The organism is Mesorhizobium sp. M1027, assembly GCF_040318745.1.
Lineage (GTDB): Bacteria > Pseudomonadota > Alphaproteobacteria > Rhizobiales > Rhizobiaceae > Mesorhizobium.
Genome location: NZ_JAMYMW010000012.1, coordinates 159,167 through 179,398, shown reverse-complemented (window position 1 = coordinate 179,398; position 20,232 = coordinate 159,167). Strand labels below are relative to the sequence as shown.

Below are 20,232 nucleotides of genomic sequence, written 5' to 3'. Positions count from 1 at the left end.
CTAGGATGCACCCTCACTGACCGCGGTGAAGCGAGGGAACAACGTACGTCCTGCGATTGCTCCACCCATACTGTCGGAAACGGGCAGTGGAAGAGCCTTGTCGAGCGCCTCGAGGACGGAGGCCACAAAGGCCCGGTTGAGCGGACCATCGCCCCCTAGATGGGAGAAAGTGGCGCGCGGCTTGCCAATAAGCGTACCGTTTCGGCGAATTGAGAACTGCAGCGTCAGGGTCATGCCCGCGGTTCCGGGCGGCGGCTTCCAACAGGCGAAGATCGCGGAGAACATCTCGTCTATGGTGTCGACGGAGTCGGGACTGCGACATGCGCGTTCCCCAGCTCTTGCTTCATTGACACCGGCAACCAAGGCAAAGGCAAAGGCCGTTGCAACAATTGCGGACCGAGGTTTCATTCGAGATCTCCGGTTTCGCACAAGATTGGACACCTTTGGCAGCGAAGAGCTATTCTGCCCAGAGCTCGCGGCGCAGCTCCCGCCAGCTCTCCCGGTCCGGCGCGACCAGCAGGCCACCCCCGACATGCGACGGCAGATAGGCGCTGCCGTCGAAGCGCGCGGCATGGCCGCCGGCCTCCGCGTGGATCAGCACGCCGGCCAAGTGGTCCCAAGGCATCAGCTTGTTGTAGACGACGAAATGGCCGTGGCCGCTGGCCAGCAGGCGGTATTCGTGGGCGGCGCAGCGATAATTGAACTGCGATAGCGACTTGGTCTGGTTGCGCGCCAAACGTGAGCGGTCCGGCTCGGGCACATAGTGCCATGAGACCGCACCGGTCATTTCCGACATCGGCGCCGGTTTGGCGACATGGACCTTTTCCAGATTGCCATGGGCATGGCGGATATGGCTGCCGGCGCCACTAACGCCGATCAGCCAATCCTTGCCGACGGGGTCGTGAATGATGCCGGCGACCGTCTCGCCCTTGACCACGACGCCAAGCATGACGCCGAACAGCGGCACGCCGGAGGCGAAGTTGAAAGTGCCGTCCACCGGGTCGATGACGAAGGCGAGTTCGGCATCGCCGAGACCGTCGAGCAGCGTCGGGTCGTCGGAGCAGGCCTCCTCGCCGACGATCATTGCGTGGGGATAACGCTGGCGCAGGCTGGCGGTGATGAGCCGTTCGGCATTGACGTCGGCCTCGGTGACGAGATCGGCGGCCGAGGTCTTGCGACGGACGTCGCCCTCGCTCAAACGGCGAAAGCGCGGCATGATCTCGGCGACGGCGGCTTCCGACAGAAGGTCGGCAAGCCAGTCGATCGCGCTATCTTCAAATGTCATCGGGACGCCTAGTGGTGAGGGTTTCGTTGAGGGCGGCGAAATCGAACAGTTTCCTGTCGAGCAGATGCGAACGCCGCACATTGGTCATGGCGCGGATCATCGTGTCCTTGCGGCCGGGCATGCGCTTCTCTATGTCGTCGAGCATCGCCTTCATGGCGTTGCGCTGCAGACCTTCCTGGCTACCGCACAGATCGCACGGAATGATCGGGAATTTCATGGCGCCGGCGAATTTCTCGAGATCGGCTTCCGCACAATAGGCGAGCGGCCGCAGCACCATGACATCGCCTTCGTCATTGAGCAGCTTCGGCGGCATGGCGGCCAGGCGCCCGCCATGGAACAGGTTCATGAAGAAGGTTTCCAGTATGTCCTCGCGGTGGTGGCCGAGCACCAGCGCCGAGCAGCCCTCCTCGCGGGCAATGCGATAGAGATGGCCGCGCCGCAGCCGCGAGCACAGCGAGCAATAAGTGCTGCCCTCGGCCAGCTTGTCGGTGACCACCGAATAGGTGTCCTGATATTCGATGCGATGCGGAATGGCATAGCTGTCGAGATAATCGGGCAATATGTGCTTGGGAAAGTTCGGCTGGCCCTGGTCGAGATTGCAGGCCAACAGCTCGACCGGCAGCAGCCCGCGCCATTTGAGATCAAGCAGCACGGCAAGCAAGCCGTGGGAATCCTTGCCGCCCGACAGAGCGATCAGCCAACGGTCGCCGGGTCTCACCATGGCGAAATCGTCGATCGCCTGGCGGGCAAGCCGCAACAGCCGCTTGCGCAGCTTGTTGAACTCGACGGAGGACGGCACATCGGCAAACAGCGGATGGAAGCCGCCTTCGGCGTCGGCGATCGGGTCAAGCGTTTTGGCGTCTGGCTGCATGTTCACGGCGCGTCGGCCCTAAAGTCCTGTTGCCGCCCGCAGTAGCGCATCGGATCGAAAATCGAAATCGATTTCCGACTCACGTCCCTGAAAAGGACGAAGAAAGAAAAGGCCGCCTGGAGGGGCGGCCTTCGGTTTTGTCGTGACGAACGCGCCGATCAGCGCGAATAGAATTCGACGACCAGATTCGGTTCCATCTGCACGGCAAACGGAACGTCCGCCAAGCCGGGGATGCGCGTGAAAGTCGCGGTCATCTTGTTGTGGTCGGCCTCGATGTAATCGGGCACGTCGCGCTCGGCCAGGCCCACCGATTCCAGCACGATGACCAGCTGCTTCGACTTCTCGCGCACTTCGATGACATCGCCCGGCTTGCAACGGTACGAGCCGATGTTGACGCGCTTGCCATTGACGTTGACGTGGCCGTGATTGACGAACTGGCGCGCCGCAAAGATGGTCGGCACGAATTTGGAGCGGTAGACGACGGCGTCGAGGCGCGATTCGAGCAAGCCGATCAGGTTCTCCGAGGTGTCGCCCTTGCGGCGGTCCGCCTCTTCATAGACCTTGCGGAACTGCTTCTCCGAAACGTCGCCATAGTGGCCCTTCAGCTTCTGCTTGGCGCGCAGCTGCAGGCCGAAATCGGAAAGCTTGCCCTTGCGGCGCTGGCCATGCTGGCCGGGGCCGTATTCACGCTTGTTGACCGGGGACTTCGGGCGGCCCCAGATGTTTTCGCCAAGACGGCGGTCGATCTTGTACTTCGCGGATTCGCGCTTGCTCATCGCATTCCCTTTCAAAACAACACACCCGGAACCTTATGGTCCGTGTGAAGGAAACGCGCCCTCCTCTGGCCTCCGTTTTCGAGACCTGACAGGGTTTTCCACGCAACGCGACGGAAAACCCACGGGACACGTCATTTCAAACAAGACATAGGGAAAGTAAAACCGGCTTCCCAAACGTCTTGCACACATAAAGAAAACCACCGGGCATTGCGGCCCGGTGTTGGTGGGCTGGTTAAACGGAGATTTAACCGCTGTCAAGCTTCTGGCTGGCGCGAGTCGCCGAACCGGATAGTGTTACGGTTGTAGAACGTGCCGGATGTGGCGGGAGGTTGCGCCAGCGGCATCAGGAAGGGACTGAAGTCAGAGGAGCAGGAATTCGCATGAAGAAGTTCTTCCTTACGTTGGTAGGAGCCGCGGTGATGGCCGGCACGATGGCGGTTGTGCCCGAGCCAGCGCAGGCCCGGCATTGGCATGGGCACAGGCATCACCAGATCTGCCGCATCGTGGTCAAGAAGAAGGTGGTGTGGCGCCACGGTCATCGCAAGGTCATCCGCTACAAAGTGCGGCGCTGCGGCTGGAACTGGTAATTTTCGCCCTCGCCCGTTGAGACTTCATGGCCCGCGGCTCAGCCGCGGGCCTTTTGTTGGCCGGCATCCGCTGCCAGAATGGTCAGTCGATCAGTGCTTCGACTTCTTTTCCGGCAGGCCCTTGCGCTTGGTCTCGGCGAATTCCTCGAGCTGTTTTTCGCTCATGGATTTATACATTCCCTTCGACGCGCCTTTGAGCGCGCCCTTCTTGGTCTCGCCGCGCTTGGCTGACAATGCCGCGCCGGCCGCTTTCTGCTGGGCTTTTGAGGTGGCTGGCATGATGGTTTCTCCCGTTTCCGATGAGAGGAAAACGCATTGTCTGGTGTGATGTTCCCAAAGCGAAAATTACTTGCGGTCAGGATATCACCAGGCCAAATCCCTGCATCAGCCGGCGCGTCGGAAGATCGGCGCTGTTCGAGGTGAAGAACGCAAGGTCGGCGCCTTCCGGCAGTGCCTCTCTGCGATAAGCGGCCTCGGTATCGGCAAGCAGCGACAGCGCGCGGCGTGCGATCGCCTCGGCCGGGTCGAGCCAGTCGACCGGCCAAGGTGCTGTCTTGCGCATGCGGTTGACCAAAAAAGGATAATGGGTGCAGGCAAGCACGACGATGTCGGTGCGCAGCCCGTCATGCTCAACGAAGCACGGCGCGATCTCGGCGCGCACGGCGTCCTCGTCGACAAAACCATCGCGCATATAGGCTTCGGCCAATCCAGCCAGCCTGTCGCTGCCGACCAGGCGGACGTGGCATTTCTGCGCCCATTTGCTGATCAGGTCGCGCGTGTACTGGCGCTTGACGGTGCCGGGCGTCGCCAGCACCGAAACCAGGCCTGAGCGCGTGCGTTCCGCCGCCGGCTTGATGGCCGGCACGGTGCCGACGAAAGGGTGGCCGGGAAACCGCTCGCGCAACGCATCGATGACCAGTGTCGAGGCGGTGTTGCAGGCGATGACCGAAATGGCCGGCGAAAACCGTTCGAGCAGCCTGGCGAACAACTCCAGAATATGTGTTCTCAGCGCCGTTTCCTCCCAGGCGCCGAAGGGGAACGCCGCGTCGTCGGCGACATAGATGAAGCGGCGGTCAGGCATCAGGACGCGCGCCTCACGCAGCACGGTGAGGCCGCCAATGCCCGAATCGAACATCAGGATCGGACGGGCGCTCGACGGATCGGTCATGGTCATTGAGTCACTAAGGGCTGGGAAACACTAAGGGCTGGGGAATTACAAACGAGATCACGAGAGAAGGCCGGCCCATGCATTTTGCTTCGGCCAATGATGCTTTGTCCCGGCCGCTTCTATGTGGAACCATCATGGCCTTGATGCGGCGAGACGGGTCACACAAGGCCCCGCTTGCCGAAGCCGCCGGCCCGCGGCCGGCCGGCTGCCGGAGATGCAGGTTGAGATGCAGCATGGTTCGACGGCACCGGTGCGGCGCGCATGGCGTAGGGCGGAGCCTGGGCCGTCACGCCGGCGGCTGACGCTGAATGAAGCGCCGCGGTGCCGCGCAGCGGCCCGGGCGGGTCGAAATCGTCGAAACTCAGGGATGACGCCATATCGGAAGAGCGACCGCCCGCCGGCCTGGCCGCCAAGATGACGGCCCACAGCCCGACAAGAGCTAATCCCAGCAGGTTAAGACCGGAATGCGAATCTTCGCCGTCGAATTTTACGACAAGAACAGTGCCGGCCTGCAGAATCGCAAACAGGGTCGAGAACACGATATACGACCAAAGGATCCAACCCGACCCTTGCGCGTCGCGGCTTCGACGCCAGGCGAAATTCGCGCGGAACAGAACGATCACCAGCGAGGCGACGAGAACGGCCGCGGCCAGCCCTTCCCTGGAAGGACCTGGTTTCGAATTGGCCAAGCCCTCGATGCCGATGGTCAGCACGACACACAGCACAAAGGTCACGATTTCCGCAACCAGCAGAGCCACGGAATAGAAGAAAAAGCGAAGACGACCGATATTTGAGCTAAACATCCGAGATCCATCGTTTCGAAAACCATGGATCAAACCAAATAAAATTCGGTTACTGGTAAGAGAGCTGCATTTGCGCGCCTAGTCTTTGTCTTTCGCCCTCGCAGCGCGTGCCGCGGCCGCCGGGAGCCGCCTTGGATCGTCGCCGGGCGATCCGTCGCCGCGCGGCATGGCCGGCGAGAACCTGTCCAGCGATGATATTATGCCGCGCAGCACCTTGAGCTCCGGCTCGGCAAAGCCGGGGCGGGTCAGCACAGCGCGCAAATTGTCGACCATCTTCGGCTTCTTCGCTGCCGGGCGGAAATAGCCGCGCGCCTCCAGTGCACCTTCCAGATACGCAAACAGGCCGTGCAATTCTTCCTTGGTGGCCGGTGGCATTTCGGGGCCGGAGAAGTTGGTCCTGGTCTCGTCTTCCAGGCCGGACTTCATCCATTCATAGGACATCAGCAGGGCCGCCTGGGCAATGTTGAGCGAGGAGAAGGCTGGATCGACGGGGAAAGTGACGATCTCGTCGGCAAGGCCGACCTCGTCATTATAGAGGCCGAAGCGCTCGCGGCCGAACAGGATGCCGGTGCGCTGGCCGGCCCGCTGCCGCGCGCGCATTGCCCTGCCCGCCTCGACCGGACCGCGCACCGGCTTGAAATTGTCGCGCGCGCGCGCCGTGGTGGCGAAGACGAAGTTCAAATCGGCAACCGCCGAGGCCAGGTCATCGAACACCTTGACGGCATCGATGACGTGGTCGGCGCGGCTTGCGGCGGCACGCGCCTTCTCGCTCGGCCAGCCGTCGCGCGGATTGACGAGCCGCAGCTCGGAAAGGCCGAAATTGGCCATGGCGCGCGCAACCATGCCGATATTCTCGCCGAGCTGCGGCTCGACCAGGATGATCGCCGGACCGGACGCTGGCGTTCCGGAGGCAAGAGGGGTGGCGGGATCCTGGGTAGCGGCCATGGTTGTCAGTGAACTGCTGTTTGCGGCATTTCGCAGTCCCCTGCCACATTTGGCGGCGAAAATGAAGCTTTCGCAAGGAATGCCGGCACTACGGCGCGGTTCGCCGTTTGCGCGGCCAAAAAGCCTTTGATATACGGGCCGCATCCCAGGGCCGGCAGCCGTGCGGGCAAGGCCGTTCCGTTCCCCAAAAGCGAGGCATTCTTTCCATGGCGAAGATCAAGGTGGCGAACCCGGTCGTCGAACTCGACGGCGACGAGATGACCCGCATCATCTGGCAGTTCATCAAGGACAAGCTGATCCACCCTTATCTCGACCTCAAGCTCGAATATTACGACCTCGGCATCGAGCACCGCGACGCCACCAACGACCAGGTGACCATCGATTCGGCCAATGCCATCAAGAAATACGGCGTCGGCGTGAAATGCGCGACGATCACGCCCGACGAGCAGCGCGTCGAGGAATTCAAGCTGAAGAAGATGTGGAAGTCGCCGAACGGCACCATCCGCAACATCCTCGGCGGCACCATCTTTCGCGAGCCGATCATCATGAAGAACGTGCCGCGGCTGGTGCCCGGCTGGACCAAGCCGATCATCGTCGGCCGCCACGCCTTCGGCGACCAGTACCGCGCCACCGACTTCCGCTTCCCCGGCAAGGGCAAGCTGACAATCAAATTCGTCGGCGAGGACGGCCAGGTGATCGAGCACGATGTGTTCGACGCACCCGGCGCCGGCGTCGCCATGGCCATGTACAATCTCGACGAATCGATCCGCGAATTCGCCCGCGCCTCCCTGAACTATGGGCTGCTGCGCAATTACCCCGTCTACCTCTCGACCAAGAACACCATCCTCAAAGCCTATGACGGCCGCTTCAAGGACATCTTCCAGGAGGTCTACGAGGCGGAGTTCGAAGCAGAATTCAAAGCGAAGAAACTCTGGTACGAGCACCGGCTGATCGACGACATGGTGGCCTCCAGCCTGAAATGGTCGGGTGGCTATGTCTGGGCCTGCAAGAATTATGACGGCGACGTGCAGTCCGACACGGTGGCGCAAGGCTTCGGCTCGCTCGGCCTGATGACCTCGGTGCTGATGACGCCGGACGGCAAGACCGTCGAGGCGGAAGCCGCGCACGGCACCGTCACCCGCCACTATCGCCAGCACCAGAAGGGCGAGGAGACCTCGACCAATTCGATCGCCTCGATTTTTGCCTGGACGCGCGGCCTCGCGCACCGCGCCAAGCTCGACGACAATGCCGAACTGAGGCGCTTTGCCGAGACGCTGGAAAGGGTCTGCATCCAGACGGTCGAGTCCGGCTTCATGACCAAGGACCTGTCGCTGCTGATCGGCCCCGACCAGCCATGGCTTTCGACCACCGGCTTCCTCGACAAGATCGACGAGAATTTGCAGAAAGCGATGGCCTGAGCCCAACCGGCATGGGCAAGCCCGTCGTCTACGGCGCGGACTACAGCGTCTATGTACGCATCGTCCAGCTGGTGCTGGAGGAAAAGGGCGTCGGCTACGAGCTCGTGCCCGTCGACATCTTTGCCGCGGACGGCATTCCCGGCTGGTATTTCGAGCACCAGCCGTTCGGCCGCATCCCGGCCTTCGAGCATGACGGCTTTCGCCTCTACGAGACCGGCGCGATTGCCCGTTATGTCGACGAAGCCTTTGGCGGCCCGGCGCTGCAACCGGTCGAAGCCCGGCCTCGAGCACGCATGAACCAGATCACCGGCCTGCTCGACGCCTATGCCTACAGGACCATGGTCTGGGATGTCGCTGTCGAGCGGCTGGAAACAACGCCGCCCGACGAAGCGGTGATCGCCAACGGGTTGCGGCAGGCAAGAACGGCATTGCAGGCGCTCTCCTCGCTGAAAGCCGAAGGGCCTTGGCTGTTGGGAACGGACCTGACGCTGGCCGACCTGCACGCCGCACCGATCATCGGCTATTTCGTCAAGGTCGCCGAGGGACAAGCCCTGCTGGCCGAGTTCGCCGAGATCCAGAATTGGTGGACCCGCATTGCGGCGCGTGCGAGCGTTGCCGGCAGGCTGACTTAACTCTCGAGCGCATTCATGGCCAAGCTCTCTCACCAGGACGCACTGACGGTGGCCAGAATAGTCAGAGTCAACCACGCCGGCGAGTACGGCGCGATCAGAATCTATTCGGCACAGATTCTTGTCGCGAAGCGTTTCTGGCCGGACTGCGTGCCGTCTTTGTCGGAGATGCTTGGGCACGAGCGCACCCATTGCGCGTGTTTCCATGCAGCCATGCCACTGCGAAATTCCCGACCGTGTCGCGTGATGCAATTCTGGAGCTGGGGCGGCTGGCTGCTGGGTTTCCTCACTGCCCTGCTCGGCCCGCAAGGCGTCTGGGCCTGCACCGCAGCTGTCGAAGCGGCGGTGCACCGCCATCTCGATGATCAGCTGTTCTTTCTCACCGGACGCGATCACGAGTTGCACGGCATCATCCTGTCCATCCGTGAAGAAGAGCTTGCCCATCTCCGTCACGCCGAAGAGCAGCTGACCTCGCCTGGACCGTTGCTGAACCGCCTGCGCGCAGCGATCTCCGTTACCACCGACTGCCTGATTTGGCTGTCGACCTGGGGGGACTCGACGCGAATGACGCGTGCCCTGAAGGCATCAAGGCATCTCTGATGAGCGCTATGCCGTTCTAGCGCCGCCTCTTTGGGGCCACTGCCCTGCGCCATCGGGCCGCCGCCCGGCCCTAACGCCATACCGTGATCTGGACACCTGGCTCAGGCGAAGCAGCCACCGAATTGGCAAGCCGCTCAATCGGGAAGGTAGATCTCCGCCTTCATGAAGGTCTTCGCACGGCCTGTGATCAGCACGCGATCTCCGGCCAGTTCGCATAGCAAATGCCCGCCGCGCTGCGAGCATTGGAATGCCGACAGATGCGTCTTGCCGAGTTTTTCAGACCAGTAAGGCACCAGCGTCGCATGAATGGAGCCGGTTACCGGATCCTCGGGAATGCCCGCCCCAGGCACGAAGTAACGGGAGACGAAATCGTGGGCTCGCCCAGGCGCGGTAATAACCAGGCCGAGAGGATGAAAACGTCCGATCCTGAGCAGATCGGGAACGAAAGATCGCACGGTTGTCTCGTCGGCAAGCTCGACAAACAGGTTCTCGAAATTGCGGAAGCTCGCAACCGGCCGCTGAGGCAATATCGCTTGCAGCGCCGAGTTCAGCTCTTCCTCGACGGGTTGCGGCGGAAAACAAGGCAGATCGAGCTGATAGCCCCCTTCCCACCGGGAAACCCGCAGCTCGCCGACCCGGGTGGCGAAGGCCATTTCGCCCTGACCATTGTATTCCGTAGCCAGCACATGGGCGGCCGCAAGAGTGGCGTGGCCGCAGAAGTCGACTTCATGGACCGGCGTGAACCAGCGCAAATCCCAACCTTTGCCATTCGGCCGCACAAACGCGGTTTCAGGAAGATTGTTTTCGTTGGCGATGGCCTGCATTACCTGCTCCGATAGCCATTCCTCTAAAAGGAGAACGGCGGCAGGGTTACCCTGGAAGGCCCGTTCGGCAAAGGCATCGACCTGATACATCGTCAGCGTCGGCATATCGGCCCTCAAAGATATCCGCTGGGCGGCACGCCATTTCGGCCGTGCCGCCCCGGTGCAGGTTCACGCCGCTTCGAGAGCCGCCTTCACCGCAGCGATCGCGTCTTCGGCCTTCGAGCCGTCCGGGCCGCCGGCCTGAGCCATATCGGGTCGCCCGCCGCCGCCCTGCCCGCCCAATGCCGCGGAGGCGACGCGCACCAGATCGATGGCGCTGAAGCGGCCGGTCAGATCATCGGTGACGGCGACGACGACGCTTGCCTTGTTGTCCTCGCCGGCGCCGACAAAGACGACGATGCCGGAGCCGAGGGACTTCTTGCCGGCATCGGCCAACGGCTTAAGATCCTTTGGCGAGACGCCCGATACCGCCTTGCCGAGAAAACCGACACCGGCAATGGTTTCGTTTTCCGCCGGCACACCGGCTGGCGAGCGATCGCCCAGCGCCAGCTTCTTGCGCGCCTCGATCAGCTCCTTTTCGAGCTTCTTGCGCTCGTCGAGCAGCGCCTCGACGCGGGCCGGCACATCGGCCGGCGATATCTTCAACGCGGCGGCGGCCGCCTTCAACCGCTTGTCCTGTTCGTCGAGATGCTTTCTGGCCGCCTCGCCGGTCAACGCCTCGATGCGGCGTACGCCGGCAGCGACCGCGCTGTCGGACACGATGCGCACCAGGCCGATATCGCCGGTCGCCCTGACATGCGTGCCGCCGCATAGCTCGACCGAATAAGGCCGGTTGGCCTTGGCGCCATGCAAGCCCGTGCCCATCGAAACGACGCGCACTTCATCGCCATATTTCTCGCCAAACAGCGCCATGGCGCCTTCGGCAATGGCGTCGTCGACAGACATCAGCCGCGTGGTTACAGGGCCGTTCTGAACGACGATCTCGTTTGCCATGCGCTCGACCTCTTCGAGCTCGTCAGGCGAGATCGGCTTGTTGTGGGAGATGTCGAAGCGCAGACGCTCGGGCGCGACCAGCGAGCCCTTCTGCGCCACATGGGTACCCAGCACCTCGCGCAGCGCCTCATGGATCAGATGCGTGGCGGAATGGTTCGCGCGCAGCCTGGAGCGACGCGCGTGGTCCACCTTCAGCTCGACGGTCGCGCCCGTCTTGACCGTGCCGTTAGCCACCTTGCCGAGATGGACGAAAAGCCCATCGGCCTTCTTCTGGGTATCGGATATCTCGATCGAGAACCCGTCGCCCGAAATGACGCCGGTGTCGCCCATCTGGCCACCGGACTCGCCATAGAACGGCGTCTGGTTGACAACCACGGCAACGGCGTCGCCCTTGCCGGCGCTGTCGACGGTCTTGCCGTCCCTGACCAGCGCCTGGATGAGGCCTTCCGCCTGCTCGGTCTCATAGCCGAGGAACTCGGTGGCGCCGGCGTTCTCGCGCACCGGAAACCATACCGTCTCGGTCACCACGTCGCCGGAGCCGGCCCAGCTTTTGCGCGCCTCCGCCTTCTGCCGCTCCATCGCCTCGGTGAAGCCGGCAAGGTTGACCGAGATGTTGCGCTGACGCAGCGCGTCCTGCGTCAGATCGAGCGGAAAGCCATAGGTGTCGTAGAGCTTGAACGCTGTCTCGCCATCCAGCATGTCGCCGGAGGCCAGCTTTTCCGTCGCCTCCGAAAGCAAGCCCAAGCCGCGCACCAGCGTCTTGCGGAAGCGCGTCTCTTCCAGCTTCAGCGTTTCGGTGATCATCTGTTCGCCGCGCACCAGTTCCGGGTAGGCTTGGCCCATCTCGCGGACCAGCGCCGGCACCAGGCGCCACATCAGCGGATCGCGGGCGCCGAGCAACTGCGCGTGGCGCATGGCGCGGCGCATGATGCGACGAAGCACGTAGCCGCGTCCTTCGTTGGACGGCAGCACGCCGTCGGCGACCAGGAAGCAGGACGAACGCAAATGGTCGGCGATGACACGGAACGATGCGACGGTGCCCGCATCCGGACCTTTGCCAAGCGCCGAAGACGCAGCGTCGATCAGGTGGCGGAACAGGTCGGTTTCGAAGACGCTTTCAACCCCTTGCAGGATGGATGCCATGCGCTCGAGACCCATGCCTGTGTCGATCGACGGACGCGGCAGGTCGACGCGCTCGTCCTTCGTCACCTGTTCATACTGCATGAACACCAGGTTCCAGAATTCGAGGAAACGGTCGCCATCCTCCTCGGGGCTGCCGGGAGGGCCGCCCCAGATATGCTCGCCACGGTCGATGAATATCTCCGAACACGGCCCGCAAGGCCCGGTGTCGCCCATCGCCCAGAAATTGTCCGAAGTCGCGATGCGGATGATGCGATCGTCCGAAAGGCCGGCGATCTTCTTCCAGTACGAAGCCGCCTCGTCGTCGGTGTGGTAGACGGTGACCAGCAGCTTGTCCTTCTTCAGCCCGAACTCCCTGGTGATTAGGTTCCAGGCAAGCTCTATGGCCCGCTCCTTGAAATAGTCGCCGAAGGAGAAATTGCCGAGCATCTCGAAGAAGGTCAGGTGGCGCGCGGTGTAGCCGACATTGTCGAGGTCGTTGTGCTTGCCGCCGGCGCGAACACTCTTCTGGGCAGTCGTGGCGCGCGAATAGGGCCGCTTCTCCAGACCGGTGAAAACGTTCTTGAACTGCACCATGCCGGCATTGGTGAACATAAGCGTCGGGTCGTTGCGCGGCACCAGCGGGCTTGACGCGACGACCTCGTGACCTTCCTTGCGAAAATAGTCGAGAAATGCCGACCGGATCTCGTTGACGCCACTCATGAATACTGCCTTTTCGAGAGAACCGCCGGCTGCCGGCGGAAAATAGACATGGCCTTTTAGCGGTCGCACCGCAGCCTGTCCAGAAACACCAAATGGGCTCAAATCCCGGCCTTCACCAGCGCCTTGAAATGCGTCTGCCTCGCCGTCAAACGCGAACCGCCGGCCCTGGGCCGGCGGTTCGAAACGCATCGATTACGCAAACTCACAATCAAAACATCAAATCGAAACCTGGCTGAGGCTCAGCGAGGCGTCGCTTGCCCTACATCACCCCAGCGTCGTCCTCGAAACCGTCATCGCTGTTTTCGGAGCCGCCGTTCTCAAGGAATTTCTCAGCGATCAGCCCGGCATTCTGCCGTAGCGCCAGCTCGATCTCGCGCGCCGTGTCGGGATTGTCGCGCAGGAACAGTTTTGCGTTTTCGCGGCCCTGGCCAAGACGCTGCGAATTGTAGGAGAACCAGGCGCCCGACTTTTCGACCACGCCCGCCTTGACGCCGAGATCGACCAGCTCGCCGGTCTTGGAGACGCCCTCGCCATACATGATGTCGAACTCGACCACCTTGAAGGGCGGCGCCAGCTTGTTCTTGACGACCTTGACGCGGGTCTGGTTGCCGACGACCTCGTCGCGATCCTTGACCGAGCCGATGCGGCGGATGTCGAGGCGGACCGAGGCATAGAATTTCAACGCATTGCCGCCGGTCGTCGTCTCGGGCGAACCGAACATGACGCCGATCTTCATGCGGATCTGGTTGATGAAGATGACCATGGTGTTGGAGCGCGAGATCGAGGCGGTGAGCTTGCGCAGTGCCTGGCTCATCAGGCGGGCCTGCAGGCCGGGCAGCGAATCGCCCATCTCGCCTTCGATTTCCGCCCGCGGCGTCAACGCCGCCACCGAATCGACCACCAGCACGTCGATGGCGCCGGAGCGCACCAGCGTGTCGCAGATCTCCAGCGCCTGCTCGCCGGTATCGGGCTGCGAGATCAGCAGGTTTTCGAGATCGACGCCGAGCTTGCGGGCATAGACCGGGTCGAGCGCGTGCTCGGCATCGACGAAGGCGCAGATGCCGCCCTTCTTCTGGGCTTCGGCCACCGTGTGCAGCGCCAGCGTCGTCTTGCCCGAGCTTTCCGGCCCGTAGATCTCGACGATGCGGCCGCGTGGCAGGCCGCCGACGCCAAGCGCGATGTCCAGCCCAAGCGAGCCGGTCGGCACCGTTTCGATCTCGACGACCTGCTCGTTCGCGCCGAGCCGCATGATCGAGCCCTTGCCGAAGGCACGCTCGATTTGCGACAGCGCCGCATCCAGAGCCTTTGATTTGTCCACCGCTTTGTCCTCTACAAGCCGCAAAGAATTCTGAGCCATGATACATCACCCCGTGGTCGTCAATGGAGGCCGGACAATCCCGCAATCCTTAAAAGAATGTACCTCATTTGTTCTCATTTGTCAATGAGCACCAAGGGCTTGAAAAATAATGCATATCCCTATTTGTTCTATTTTTGTTTCGCAATTATTGCTTCCGATGTGTCTCGCCTCGCATGCGGCGCCGTTGCCGTTACCAACCGAATCGGACCCGCGATTGCAGGGTTCCGCCCGGCGACCTAGTCTCCCCGGGCAACAGCTAAAGGGCATTTTGACGGCATGATCAAATCCCCGACGATCCTGGCCGTGGGCGGCGCCTATATCGAGCGGCGCGGCCGGGTTGCCGGCGCCTTCGTGCCAGCAGCGTCTAATCCGGGCACGATGCGCGAGCATGTCGGCGGCGCCGTCTTCAACGCCTTGCGCTGTGCCGTGCGCCGCGGCGTCTCGGCCTCGCTGCTTTCGGTACGCGGCGGCGATGCCCTGGGCGACACGGTTTTACGCGCCGTCACCGAGGCCGGCGTTGCCGACCTGTCGGCGGTGTTCCTCGACCGAGCAACGCCAAGCCATACGATGCTGATCGACAGCGACGGCGGGCTGATCGCCGGCCTTGCCGACATGGTGCTCTACGAGCTGGCGCTTCCCAAGCAGATCCGCCGCGCCAAGGTGCGGGAAGCGATCGGTTCGGCCGACGCGGTGCTGTGCGACGCCAACCTGCCGTCGACCGCGCTGGAGCGGCTGGCGGCACTCGCCGCCGGCAAGCCGGTGTTTGCGCTTGCGGTCTCGCCCAACAAAGCGGCGCGGCTGACGCCGGTGCTCGACCGTCTGGCGATGGCCTTCATGAACCGGCCCGAGGCCGGCGTGCTCGCCGGCGTCCAAATCGATCAAGGCATCGTCGACGGCCTGAGACGCGCCGGGCTGAAAAGCGGCGTGATCACCGCCGGCGACGAACCAGTGCTCGGTTTCGACGAATTGAGCGCGTTCTCGATCTCGCCACCGCCGCTGCAAAAGCGGACCGATGCTGCCGGCGCCGGCGACGCATTGGCAGGCGCCACGATCGCTGCCCTGCTGCGCGGCCTGACGCTGCGCGCGGCACTGCGCGAAGGCATTGCCGCAGCTATGCTCGTCGTCGAGAGTGCCGCCTTCACCAGCGCTGGCTTTGCCGAAGCGCTGGCGCTCGTGCCCGAGGCGCGGGACCTGGCATGAAGTGCGGCCCGGAATTGCCGAAGCATGACGCAGCCTATTTGCCGGCGCGCCGTCCTGCCTCGTAGGCGCGGCGCGCCCAGATCGCCATCTCGTCGGGATCGTCGAAGGCGCTGTCGGGAACGCTCCAATAGGGCATCGACACGAGCTTGCCGTGGCGCGAGCCGGTATAGGTCCATTGCCGGCAGCCGGCCGCTTCGAAATCGGGCGCGCTTTCGGCGTCGGCCTTCAGCATCAATTCGCCACCGATGACGATGGCGACGATGACGCCGTCGAAATAGATGCCCTTGCCGCCGAACAGCTTGCGGATGCTGATCGGGCCGAGGCCTTCGAAAAGCTCTTCTATGCGCTCGTTGTCCATGCGGCGATCATGTCATCCGGATTTCCTCTTGTCATCGCCGCAACCGGCGCCATCCTGACAAAGTGCAAATCACTTTAGTCGGAGTTTCTCATGCCGCTTCTGCTCAAAGGGTCCTGCCGGTGCAATGCCGTGCGTTTCGAGGTGGAAAGCCACACGCCGGTGCCGTTCATGCTGTGCTACTGCTCGATCTGCCGCAAGCAGCAGGGCGGTGGCGGTTTTGCCATCAATCTCGGCGCCGATTACGAGACGCTGAAAATCCAGGGCAAGCGCCATCTCGGCGTCTACCGCGCCGAGATCGAGGACGACGAGCACCCGCAACGCGAGACCTCGACGGGCGAGCGGAACTTCTGCACGAAATGCGGGACGGCACTCTGGCTCTACGATCCGACCTGGCCGGAGCTTGTGCATCCGTTCGCCTCGGCTGTCGACACAGACCTGCCGAAACCGCCGGAGAAGGTGCATCTGATGCTGAAATACAAGGCGAATTGGGTCGAGCCGGATATCGGCAAGGGCGACAAGGTCTTCGACGTCTACCCGGAGGAGTCGATCGCAGACTGGCACAAGCGAACGGGGATGTGGGTGGATTAGCTGCTCCCGGCCTTAGGTCGGTGCGTGAGAGCCACCCAGCGCTCTATCTGCGCCACATCCACCCCACTGCGTTGGGCCGCAACCAAGGGATGATCTGCATCATGCAGAAACACCTTCGGACGCTGATCACCGGGCTGAAATACAACATTGGCATGCAGATGCAACGAGCCTGGATACTCAGGAATGTTGTGCATCAGATATCCAAAACAGAGTTCTTCTTCATACTGGCCACTGTCATATCCATCTCGGTATAGATCCCAGCTTTTTTCCGAGACCGACATCCATACGCCGAAACAGAACTCGCTGGATAGCTGAGGCACTGGCAGAGGCAGCAAGCAACGAACAAACCGATCGGTTACCCCCGACGCACGGCGCACCTCGCAGAAATCTTCATTCTTACGAAAGGTCGCTCGAGCGGCATCGTCAAGCGTGTCCGTGTCCACGGGCGCACCGAACGCCATATCTGTTGGAAGCCCGGTATATTCCTGACCGCAACAGGCACACCGCCAGCGATATGCCTCGGCACTCATCACCAGAGACGCTAAGCCGCGCTTGCTTCGCGCGCCTCGGCCAGTGCCTTCAAATCGGCCGGCTTCAACTCGACCGATTCGCCGCAGCCGCAGGCCGAGCTCTGGTTCGGATTGCGGAAGGTGAAGCCGGTGCGCAGCGTCGTCTGCTCGAAGTCCATCTCGGTGCCGAACAGGAAAAGTGCTGCCTCCGGCGCGACATAGACATGGGCGCCATCGCGCTCGATATGATCGTCCTTGGTGTTCGGCTCGGTCACCAGATCGACCGTATATTCCATGCCGGCACAGCCGCCCTTCTTGATGCCAAGGCGAATGCCATGCGCATTCTCACGGGTCGCAACGATCTCGCGAACCCGGTCGGCGGCCTTTTCGGTCATCGTGATGACGGCGAAGCGTCCCATGTTTTCCTTCTCCATTGCGCGCAGGTTCAAGGCCTGCCGAATGATTCCTCACCTAAAATGGTGAAGTTTTGTACCCGGCGCAAGTGCGCCAGCCTCTGGCTGGTCGGATGCTAGTACCACCCAACCGCCACCTGCGCCTCTTCCGACATTCGGTCGGGCGACCAGGGCGGGTCGAAGGTCATGTTGACCTCGACGCCGGAGACGCCTTCGACGGCGCCGACGGCATTCTCCACCCAACCGGGCATTTCGCCGGCCACCGGGCAGCCAGGCGCGGTCAGCGTCATATCGATCTTGACCGAGCGGTCGTCCTCGATGTCGATCTTGTAGACCAGGCCGAGCTCGTAGATGTCGGCCGGGATTTCCGGGTCGTAGACCGTTTTCAGCGCCGAGACGATGTCGTCGGTCAGCCGCGCCAATTCTTCGGCCGGAATGGCCGATCCGGAGACCACCGCATTGGTGGCCGTTTCGGAAGTGGTCTCGGCGGTATGGCCGGCATCATCCATGATCGTCACCCGAAGAACTTGCGCGCTTTTTCCAGCGCATCGGCCAAAGCATCGACTTCGGCCCTGGTATTATACATGCCGAACGACGCCCTGCATGTGGATGTTACGCCGAAGCGTTTCAACAGCGGCTGGGCGCAATGCGTGCCGGCGCGCACCGCCACGCCCTGCCGGTCGATGACCATCGACACGTCATGGGCGTGGATGCCCTGCAGCTCGAACGAGATGATGGCGCCCTTGCCGGGCGCATCGCCGAAGATGCGCAGCGAGTTGATGGCGCGCAGTTTTTGATGCGCATAATCCTTCAGATCGGCCTCGTGCGCGGCGATGCGCTCGCGGCCGATCTTTTCCATGTATTCCAGCGCGGCACCAAGCCCGATTGCCTGCACGATCGGCGGCGTGCCGGCCTCGAAACGGTGCGGCGGGTCGTTGTAGGTGACGATGTCCTGCGTCACCTCCTCGATCATCTCGCCGCCGCCCATGAACGGGCGCATGCGCTCCAGAATATCCTTCTTGCCATAGAGCACGCCGATGCCCGACGGGCCATAGACCTTGTGGCCGGTGAAGACGAAGAAATCGCAGTCGAGGTCCTGCACGTCGATCGGCATGTGCACGGCGCTCTGGCTGCCGTCGACCAGCACCGGAATGCCGCGGGCATGCGCGATGCGCACAATCTCCTTGATCGGCGTCACCGTGCCCAGCGCATTCGACATGTGGGTTATGGCGACCAGTTTTGTCCGGTCGGTCAGCCGCATTTCGAATTCCTCGATGTGGAAGACGCCGAGATCGTCGACCGGTACCCAGACCAGCTTCGCGCCCTGCCGCTCGCGGATGAAATACCACGGCACGATGTTGGAATGGTGCTCCATGATCGACAGCACGATCTCGTCGCCTTCGCCGATATTCGGCATCCCGAAACCATAGGCGACCGTGTTGATCGCCGCCGTGGTGTTCGAGGTGAAGACGATGTTGTCGGTGCTCGGCGCATTGAGGAAACGGCGCACCGTCTCGCGAGCCTTCTCATAGGCGTCGGTCGCGGCATTCGACAGGAAATGCAGGCCACGATGGACGTTGGCATATTCCTGGGAATAGGCGTGCTGGATAGCGTCGAGCACCGCCTGTGGCTTCTGCGCCGAGGCGCCATTGTCGAGATAAACCAGCGGTTTGCCGTAGACTTGCCGCGACAGGATCGGGAAGTCGCGGCGGATCGCCTCGACGTCGTAGGGGATGTTTTCGACTTTCTGGTCCATCTCGAAGTCCTTGCCGCGCTGCCGCGTTCCTTCCCCTTTACCCGTGCGCCGCGAACCAGTTGTCGAGTCTCGCTTCCAGCGCCTCGACGATGGCCTCGTCGTCCAGTTCCTCGATCACCTCGGCGACGAAGGCCTTGACCAGCAGGCCGCGCGCGGTCTTCTCGTCGATGCCGCGCGCCATCAGGTAGAACAGATGGCTGTGGTCGATCTCGGTGACGGTCGCGCCATGGCCGCAGACGACGTCGTCGGCGAAGATTTCGAGCTCCGGCTTGGTCGAGAACTCGCCGTCATCCGACAGAAGCAGCGTGTTGCAGGCCATCTTGGCGTTGGTCTTCTGCGCATATTGGTGGACGTTGATGCGGCCCTGGAAGACGCCGCGCGCCTTGCCGGTCACCACGTTTCGGATGACTTCGGTCGAGGCTGTGTGCGGTACGGCGTGGTCGAGCACCATAGTGACATCGGTATGGGTATCGCCGGCGAGCAGATTGATGCCGCGCAAGGTGAATTCGGCGCCCTCGCCGGTCGTCTTCACAACGACCTCCTGCCGGACAAGCTTGCCGCCGGCATTCATGATGAACAGCGTCAGCTTCGAATTCTTGCCGAGATGCGCCTTGAACTGGGCAAGATGCGTTGCCGTATCCGGCTGCTCCTGCACGACCAGCCATGTCACTTCGGCGCCCTCGCCAAGCACAAGCTGGCTGACCGAGCTGACCAGTGCCGCCCCCTCGCCCGTCTGGCGCTCGACGACGACAGCCTTGGCGCCGGTGCCGACGCGGACGGTCAGCCGCACATGCGACTGTCCGCCGGCCTGCAAATTCTGCAATTCGACCGGCTTCTCCAGTTGAGCACCGTCGGCGATGTCGACGAAATAGCCGTCGGCGACAAAGGCGGTGTTGAGCGCGCCGATGGCGTCGTCGCTGCCATAAGAATCAAGCCCAGATGCTGCGCTGCCGTCGGTCAGCTTCTCCGACAGGCGCTGCACGGCAACGCCTTCGATATCGGGCAGTTTCATATTCGAAACGCCGTTCAGCACCGGCAAAACGCTGGAGCCCTCGACGATCGGCGCAACGGCTTTCGCGACCGCTGCCGGATCGAAGTCCGGCACCGAGATCAGCAGCCGGCGCAGGTCCGTATAGTGCCAGGATTCGACGCGCCGCGTCGGCAGGCCGCTCTTGATCGCCTCGATGGCGTCGTCGCGCTTCAGCATCACCGCGCCGTCGCCGGGCAGCAGCGACAGCCGCTCGCCAAAGGCGTCGATCAGCGCCGTTTCGGCCGGTGTCCGCTGGGGTGTCGTGTGCATATTCATCAGT

The 20,232-nt window shown here is 62.5% G+C and carries 23 protein-coding genes; 6 read left to right on the top strand and 17 right to left on the bottom strand.

The window, feature by feature from the left end:
- From NKH50_RS22850 to rpsD, 4 genes are all read right to left on the bottom strand, one after another.
- Entirely contained in the window at nt 1-408 is a 408-nt protein-coding gene (locus tag NKH50_RS22850; protein ID WP_352881129.1) for a UCP034077 family protein, read from the bottom strand.
- A 49-nt stretch (nt 409-457) separates the two neighbouring features.
- The gene (locus NKH50_RS22845) at nt 458-1,285 is read right to left on the bottom strand and encodes an inositol monophosphatase family protein (protein WP_254817642.1); all 828 of its coding nucleotides are present in this window, start codon (nt 1,283-1,285) and stop codon (nt 458-460) included.
- Entirely contained in the window at nt 1,275-2,162 is an 888-nt protein-coding gene (gene ttcA / locus NKH50_RS22840) for a tRNA 2-thiocytidine(32) synthetase TtcA (RefSeq protein WP_352881127.1), read from the bottom strand. Before ttcA ends, NKH50_RS22845 begins: the two co-directional genes overlap by 11 nt.
- Before the next feature lie 152 nt (nt 2,163-2,314).
- The gene (gene rpsD, locus NKH50_RS22835) at nt 2,315-2,932 is read right to left on the bottom strand and encodes a 30S ribosomal protein S4 (RefSeq protein ID WP_254817640.1); all 618 of its coding nucleotides are present in this window, start codon (nt 2,930-2,932) and stop codon (nt 2,315-2,317) included.
- Between the two features lie 380 nt (nt 2,933-3,312).
- Here rpsD and NKH50_RS22830 point away from each other — a divergent pair, with 380 nt between their 5' ends.
- Nucleotides 3,313-3,519, top strand: coding sequence for a hypothetical protein (locus tag NKH50_RS22830; protein WP_352881125.1), 207 nt, complete (start codon nt 3,313-3,315; stop codon nt 3,517-3,519).
- Between the two features lie 90 nt (nt 3,520-3,609).
- On the opposite strand, the gene NKH50_RS22825 is transcribed toward NKH50_RS22830, so the two are convergent.
- From NKH50_RS22825 to NKH50_RS22810, 4 genes are all read right to left on the bottom strand, one after another.
- Nucleotides 3,610-3,798 (bottom strand): DUF3008 family protein, encoded by a 189-nt coding sequence (locus NKH50_RS22825; RefSeq protein WP_023674705.1) that lies wholly within the window; start codon nt 3,796-3,798, stop codon nt 3,610-3,612.
- A 76-nt stretch (nt 3,799-3,874) separates the two neighbouring features.
- A complete protein-coding gene (gene murI, locus NKH50_RS22820; RefSeq protein WP_352881123.1) occupies nt 3,875-4,687 on the bottom strand; it encodes a glutamate racemase in 813 nt (270 codons plus the stop codon).
- 158 nt (nt 4,688-4,845) lie between these two features.
- Entirely contained in the window at nt 4,846-5,490 is a 645-nt protein-coding gene (locus NKH50_RS22815) for a DUF805 domain-containing protein (protein WP_502906899.1), read from the bottom strand.
- Nucleotides 5,491-5,568: 78 nt separating this feature from the next.
- Nucleotides 5,569-6,435 carry an RNA methyltransferase gene (locus tag NKH50_RS22810; RefSeq protein WP_352881119.1) on the bottom strand — a complete coding sequence of 289 codons (867 nt, stop codon included), beginning with the start codon at nt 6,433-6,435 and terminating at the stop codon, nt 5,569-5,571.
- A gap of 206 nt (nt 6,436-6,641) precedes the next feature.
- On the opposite strand from NKH50_RS22810, the gene NKH50_RS22805 reads away from it, so the two are divergent.
- The 3 genes from NKH50_RS22805 to NKH50_RS22795 are packed head-to-tail and all read left to right on the top strand — an operon-like array spanning nt 6,642 to nt 9,082.
- Nucleotides 6,642-7,853: an NADP-dependent isocitrate dehydrogenase gene (locus NKH50_RS22805; RefSeq protein WP_292659842.1), complete on the top strand. Its 1,212-nt coding sequence runs from the start codon at nt 6,642-6,644 to the stop codon at nt 7,851-7,853.
- A gap of 11 nt (nt 7,854-7,864) precedes the next feature.
- Entirely contained in the window at nt 7,865-8,485 is a 621-nt protein-coding gene (locus NKH50_RS22800) for a glutathione S-transferase family protein (protein ID WP_352881117.1), read from the top strand.
- 15 nt (nt 8,486-8,500) lie between these two features.
- The gene (locus NKH50_RS22795; protein ID WP_352819650.1) at nt 8,501-9,082 is read left to right on the top strand and encodes a demethoxyubiquinone hydroxylase family protein; all 582 of its coding nucleotides are present in this window, start codon (nt 8,501-8,503) and stop codon (nt 9,080-9,082) included.
- A gap of 134 nt (nt 9,083-9,216) precedes the next feature.
- Here NKH50_RS22795 and NKH50_RS22790 read toward each other — a convergent pair whose 3' ends face one another.
- From NKH50_RS22790 to recA, 3 genes are all read right to left on the bottom strand, one after another.
- Nucleotides 9,217-10,011 (bottom strand): PhzF family phenazine biosynthesis protein, encoded by a 795-nt coding sequence (locus NKH50_RS22790; RefSeq protein WP_352834882.1) that lies wholly within the window; start codon nt 10,009-10,011, stop codon nt 9,217-9,219.
- A gap of 63 nt (nt 10,012-10,074) precedes the next feature.
- Entirely contained in the window at nt 10,075-12,741 is a 2,667-nt protein-coding gene (alaS, locus tag NKH50_RS22785; RefSeq protein ID WP_352881115.1) for an alanine--tRNA ligase, read from the bottom strand.
- A gap of 259 nt (nt 12,742-13,000) precedes the next feature.
- Nucleotides 13,001-14,098, bottom strand: a complete 1,098-nt coding sequence (gene recA, locus NKH50_RS22780; protein ID WP_352881113.1) for a recombinase RecA — start codon at nt 14,096-14,098, stop codon at nt 13,001-13,003.
- 276 nt (nt 14,099-14,374) lie between these two features.
- On the opposite strand from recA, the gene NKH50_RS22775 reads away from it, so the two are divergent.
- Nucleotides 14,375-15,298 (top strand): PfkB family carbohydrate kinase, encoded by a 924-nt coding sequence (locus NKH50_RS22775; protein WP_352881111.1) that lies wholly within the window; start codon nt 14,375-14,377, stop codon nt 15,296-15,298.
- A 34-nt stretch (nt 15,299-15,332) separates the two neighbouring features.
- Here the strand turns inward: NKH50_RS22775 and NKH50_RS22770 are convergent, their stop codons facing one another.
- Nucleotides 15,333-15,656, bottom strand: coding sequence for a TfoX/Sxy family protein (locus NKH50_RS22770; protein ID WP_352881109.1), 324 nt, complete (start codon nt 15,654-15,656; stop codon nt 15,333-15,335).
- 90 nt (nt 15,657-15,746) lie between these two features.
- Here NKH50_RS22770 and NKH50_RS22765 point away from each other — a divergent pair, with 90 nt between their 5' ends.
- Nucleotides 15,747-16,244, top strand: coding sequence for a GFA family protein (locus NKH50_RS22765; RefSeq protein ID WP_023674692.1), 498 nt, complete (start codon nt 15,747-15,749; stop codon nt 16,242-16,244).
- Here the strand turns inward: NKH50_RS22765 and NKH50_RS22760 are convergent.
- The 5 genes from NKH50_RS22760 to sufD all read right to left on the bottom strand — a co-directional run bounded on the left by NKH50_RS22760 (nt 16,241) and on the right by sufD (nt 20,228).
- Nucleotides 16,241-16,774 (bottom strand): DUF2199 domain-containing protein, encoded by a 534-nt coding sequence (locus NKH50_RS22760; RefSeq protein WP_352750708.1) that lies wholly within the window; start codon nt 16,772-16,774, stop codon nt 16,241-16,243. The two genes, NKH50_RS22765 and NKH50_RS22760, sit on opposite strands and share 4 nt — an antisense overlap.
- An 11-nt stretch (nt 16,775-16,785) precedes the next feature.
- The gene (gene sufA / locus NKH50_RS22755) at nt 16,786-17,172 is read right to left on the bottom strand and encodes a Fe-S cluster assembly scaffold SufA (RefSeq protein WP_352474720.1); all 387 of its coding nucleotides are present in this window, start codon (nt 17,170-17,172) and stop codon (nt 16,786-16,788) included.
- Nucleotides 17,173-17,282: 110 nt separating this feature from the next.
- Nucleotides 17,283-17,675, bottom strand: coding sequence for an SUF system Fe-S cluster assembly protein (locus NKH50_RS22750; RefSeq protein WP_023674690.1), 393 nt, complete (start codon nt 17,673-17,675; stop codon nt 17,283-17,285).
- 5 nt (nt 17,676-17,680) lie between these two features.
- Nucleotides 17,681-18,922: a cysteine desulfurase gene (locus NKH50_RS22745; protein ID WP_352881107.1), complete on the bottom strand. Its 1,242-nt coding sequence runs from the start codon at nt 18,920-18,922 to the stop codon at nt 17,681-17,683.
- Between the two features lie 37 nt (nt 18,923-18,959).
- Nucleotides 18,960-20,228, bottom strand: a complete 1,269-nt coding sequence (gene sufD, locus NKH50_RS22740) for a Fe-S cluster assembly protein SufD (protein ID WP_352881105.1) — start codon at nt 20,226-20,228, stop codon at nt 18,960-18,962.
- Nucleotides 20,229-20,232: the final 4 nt, after the last annotated feature.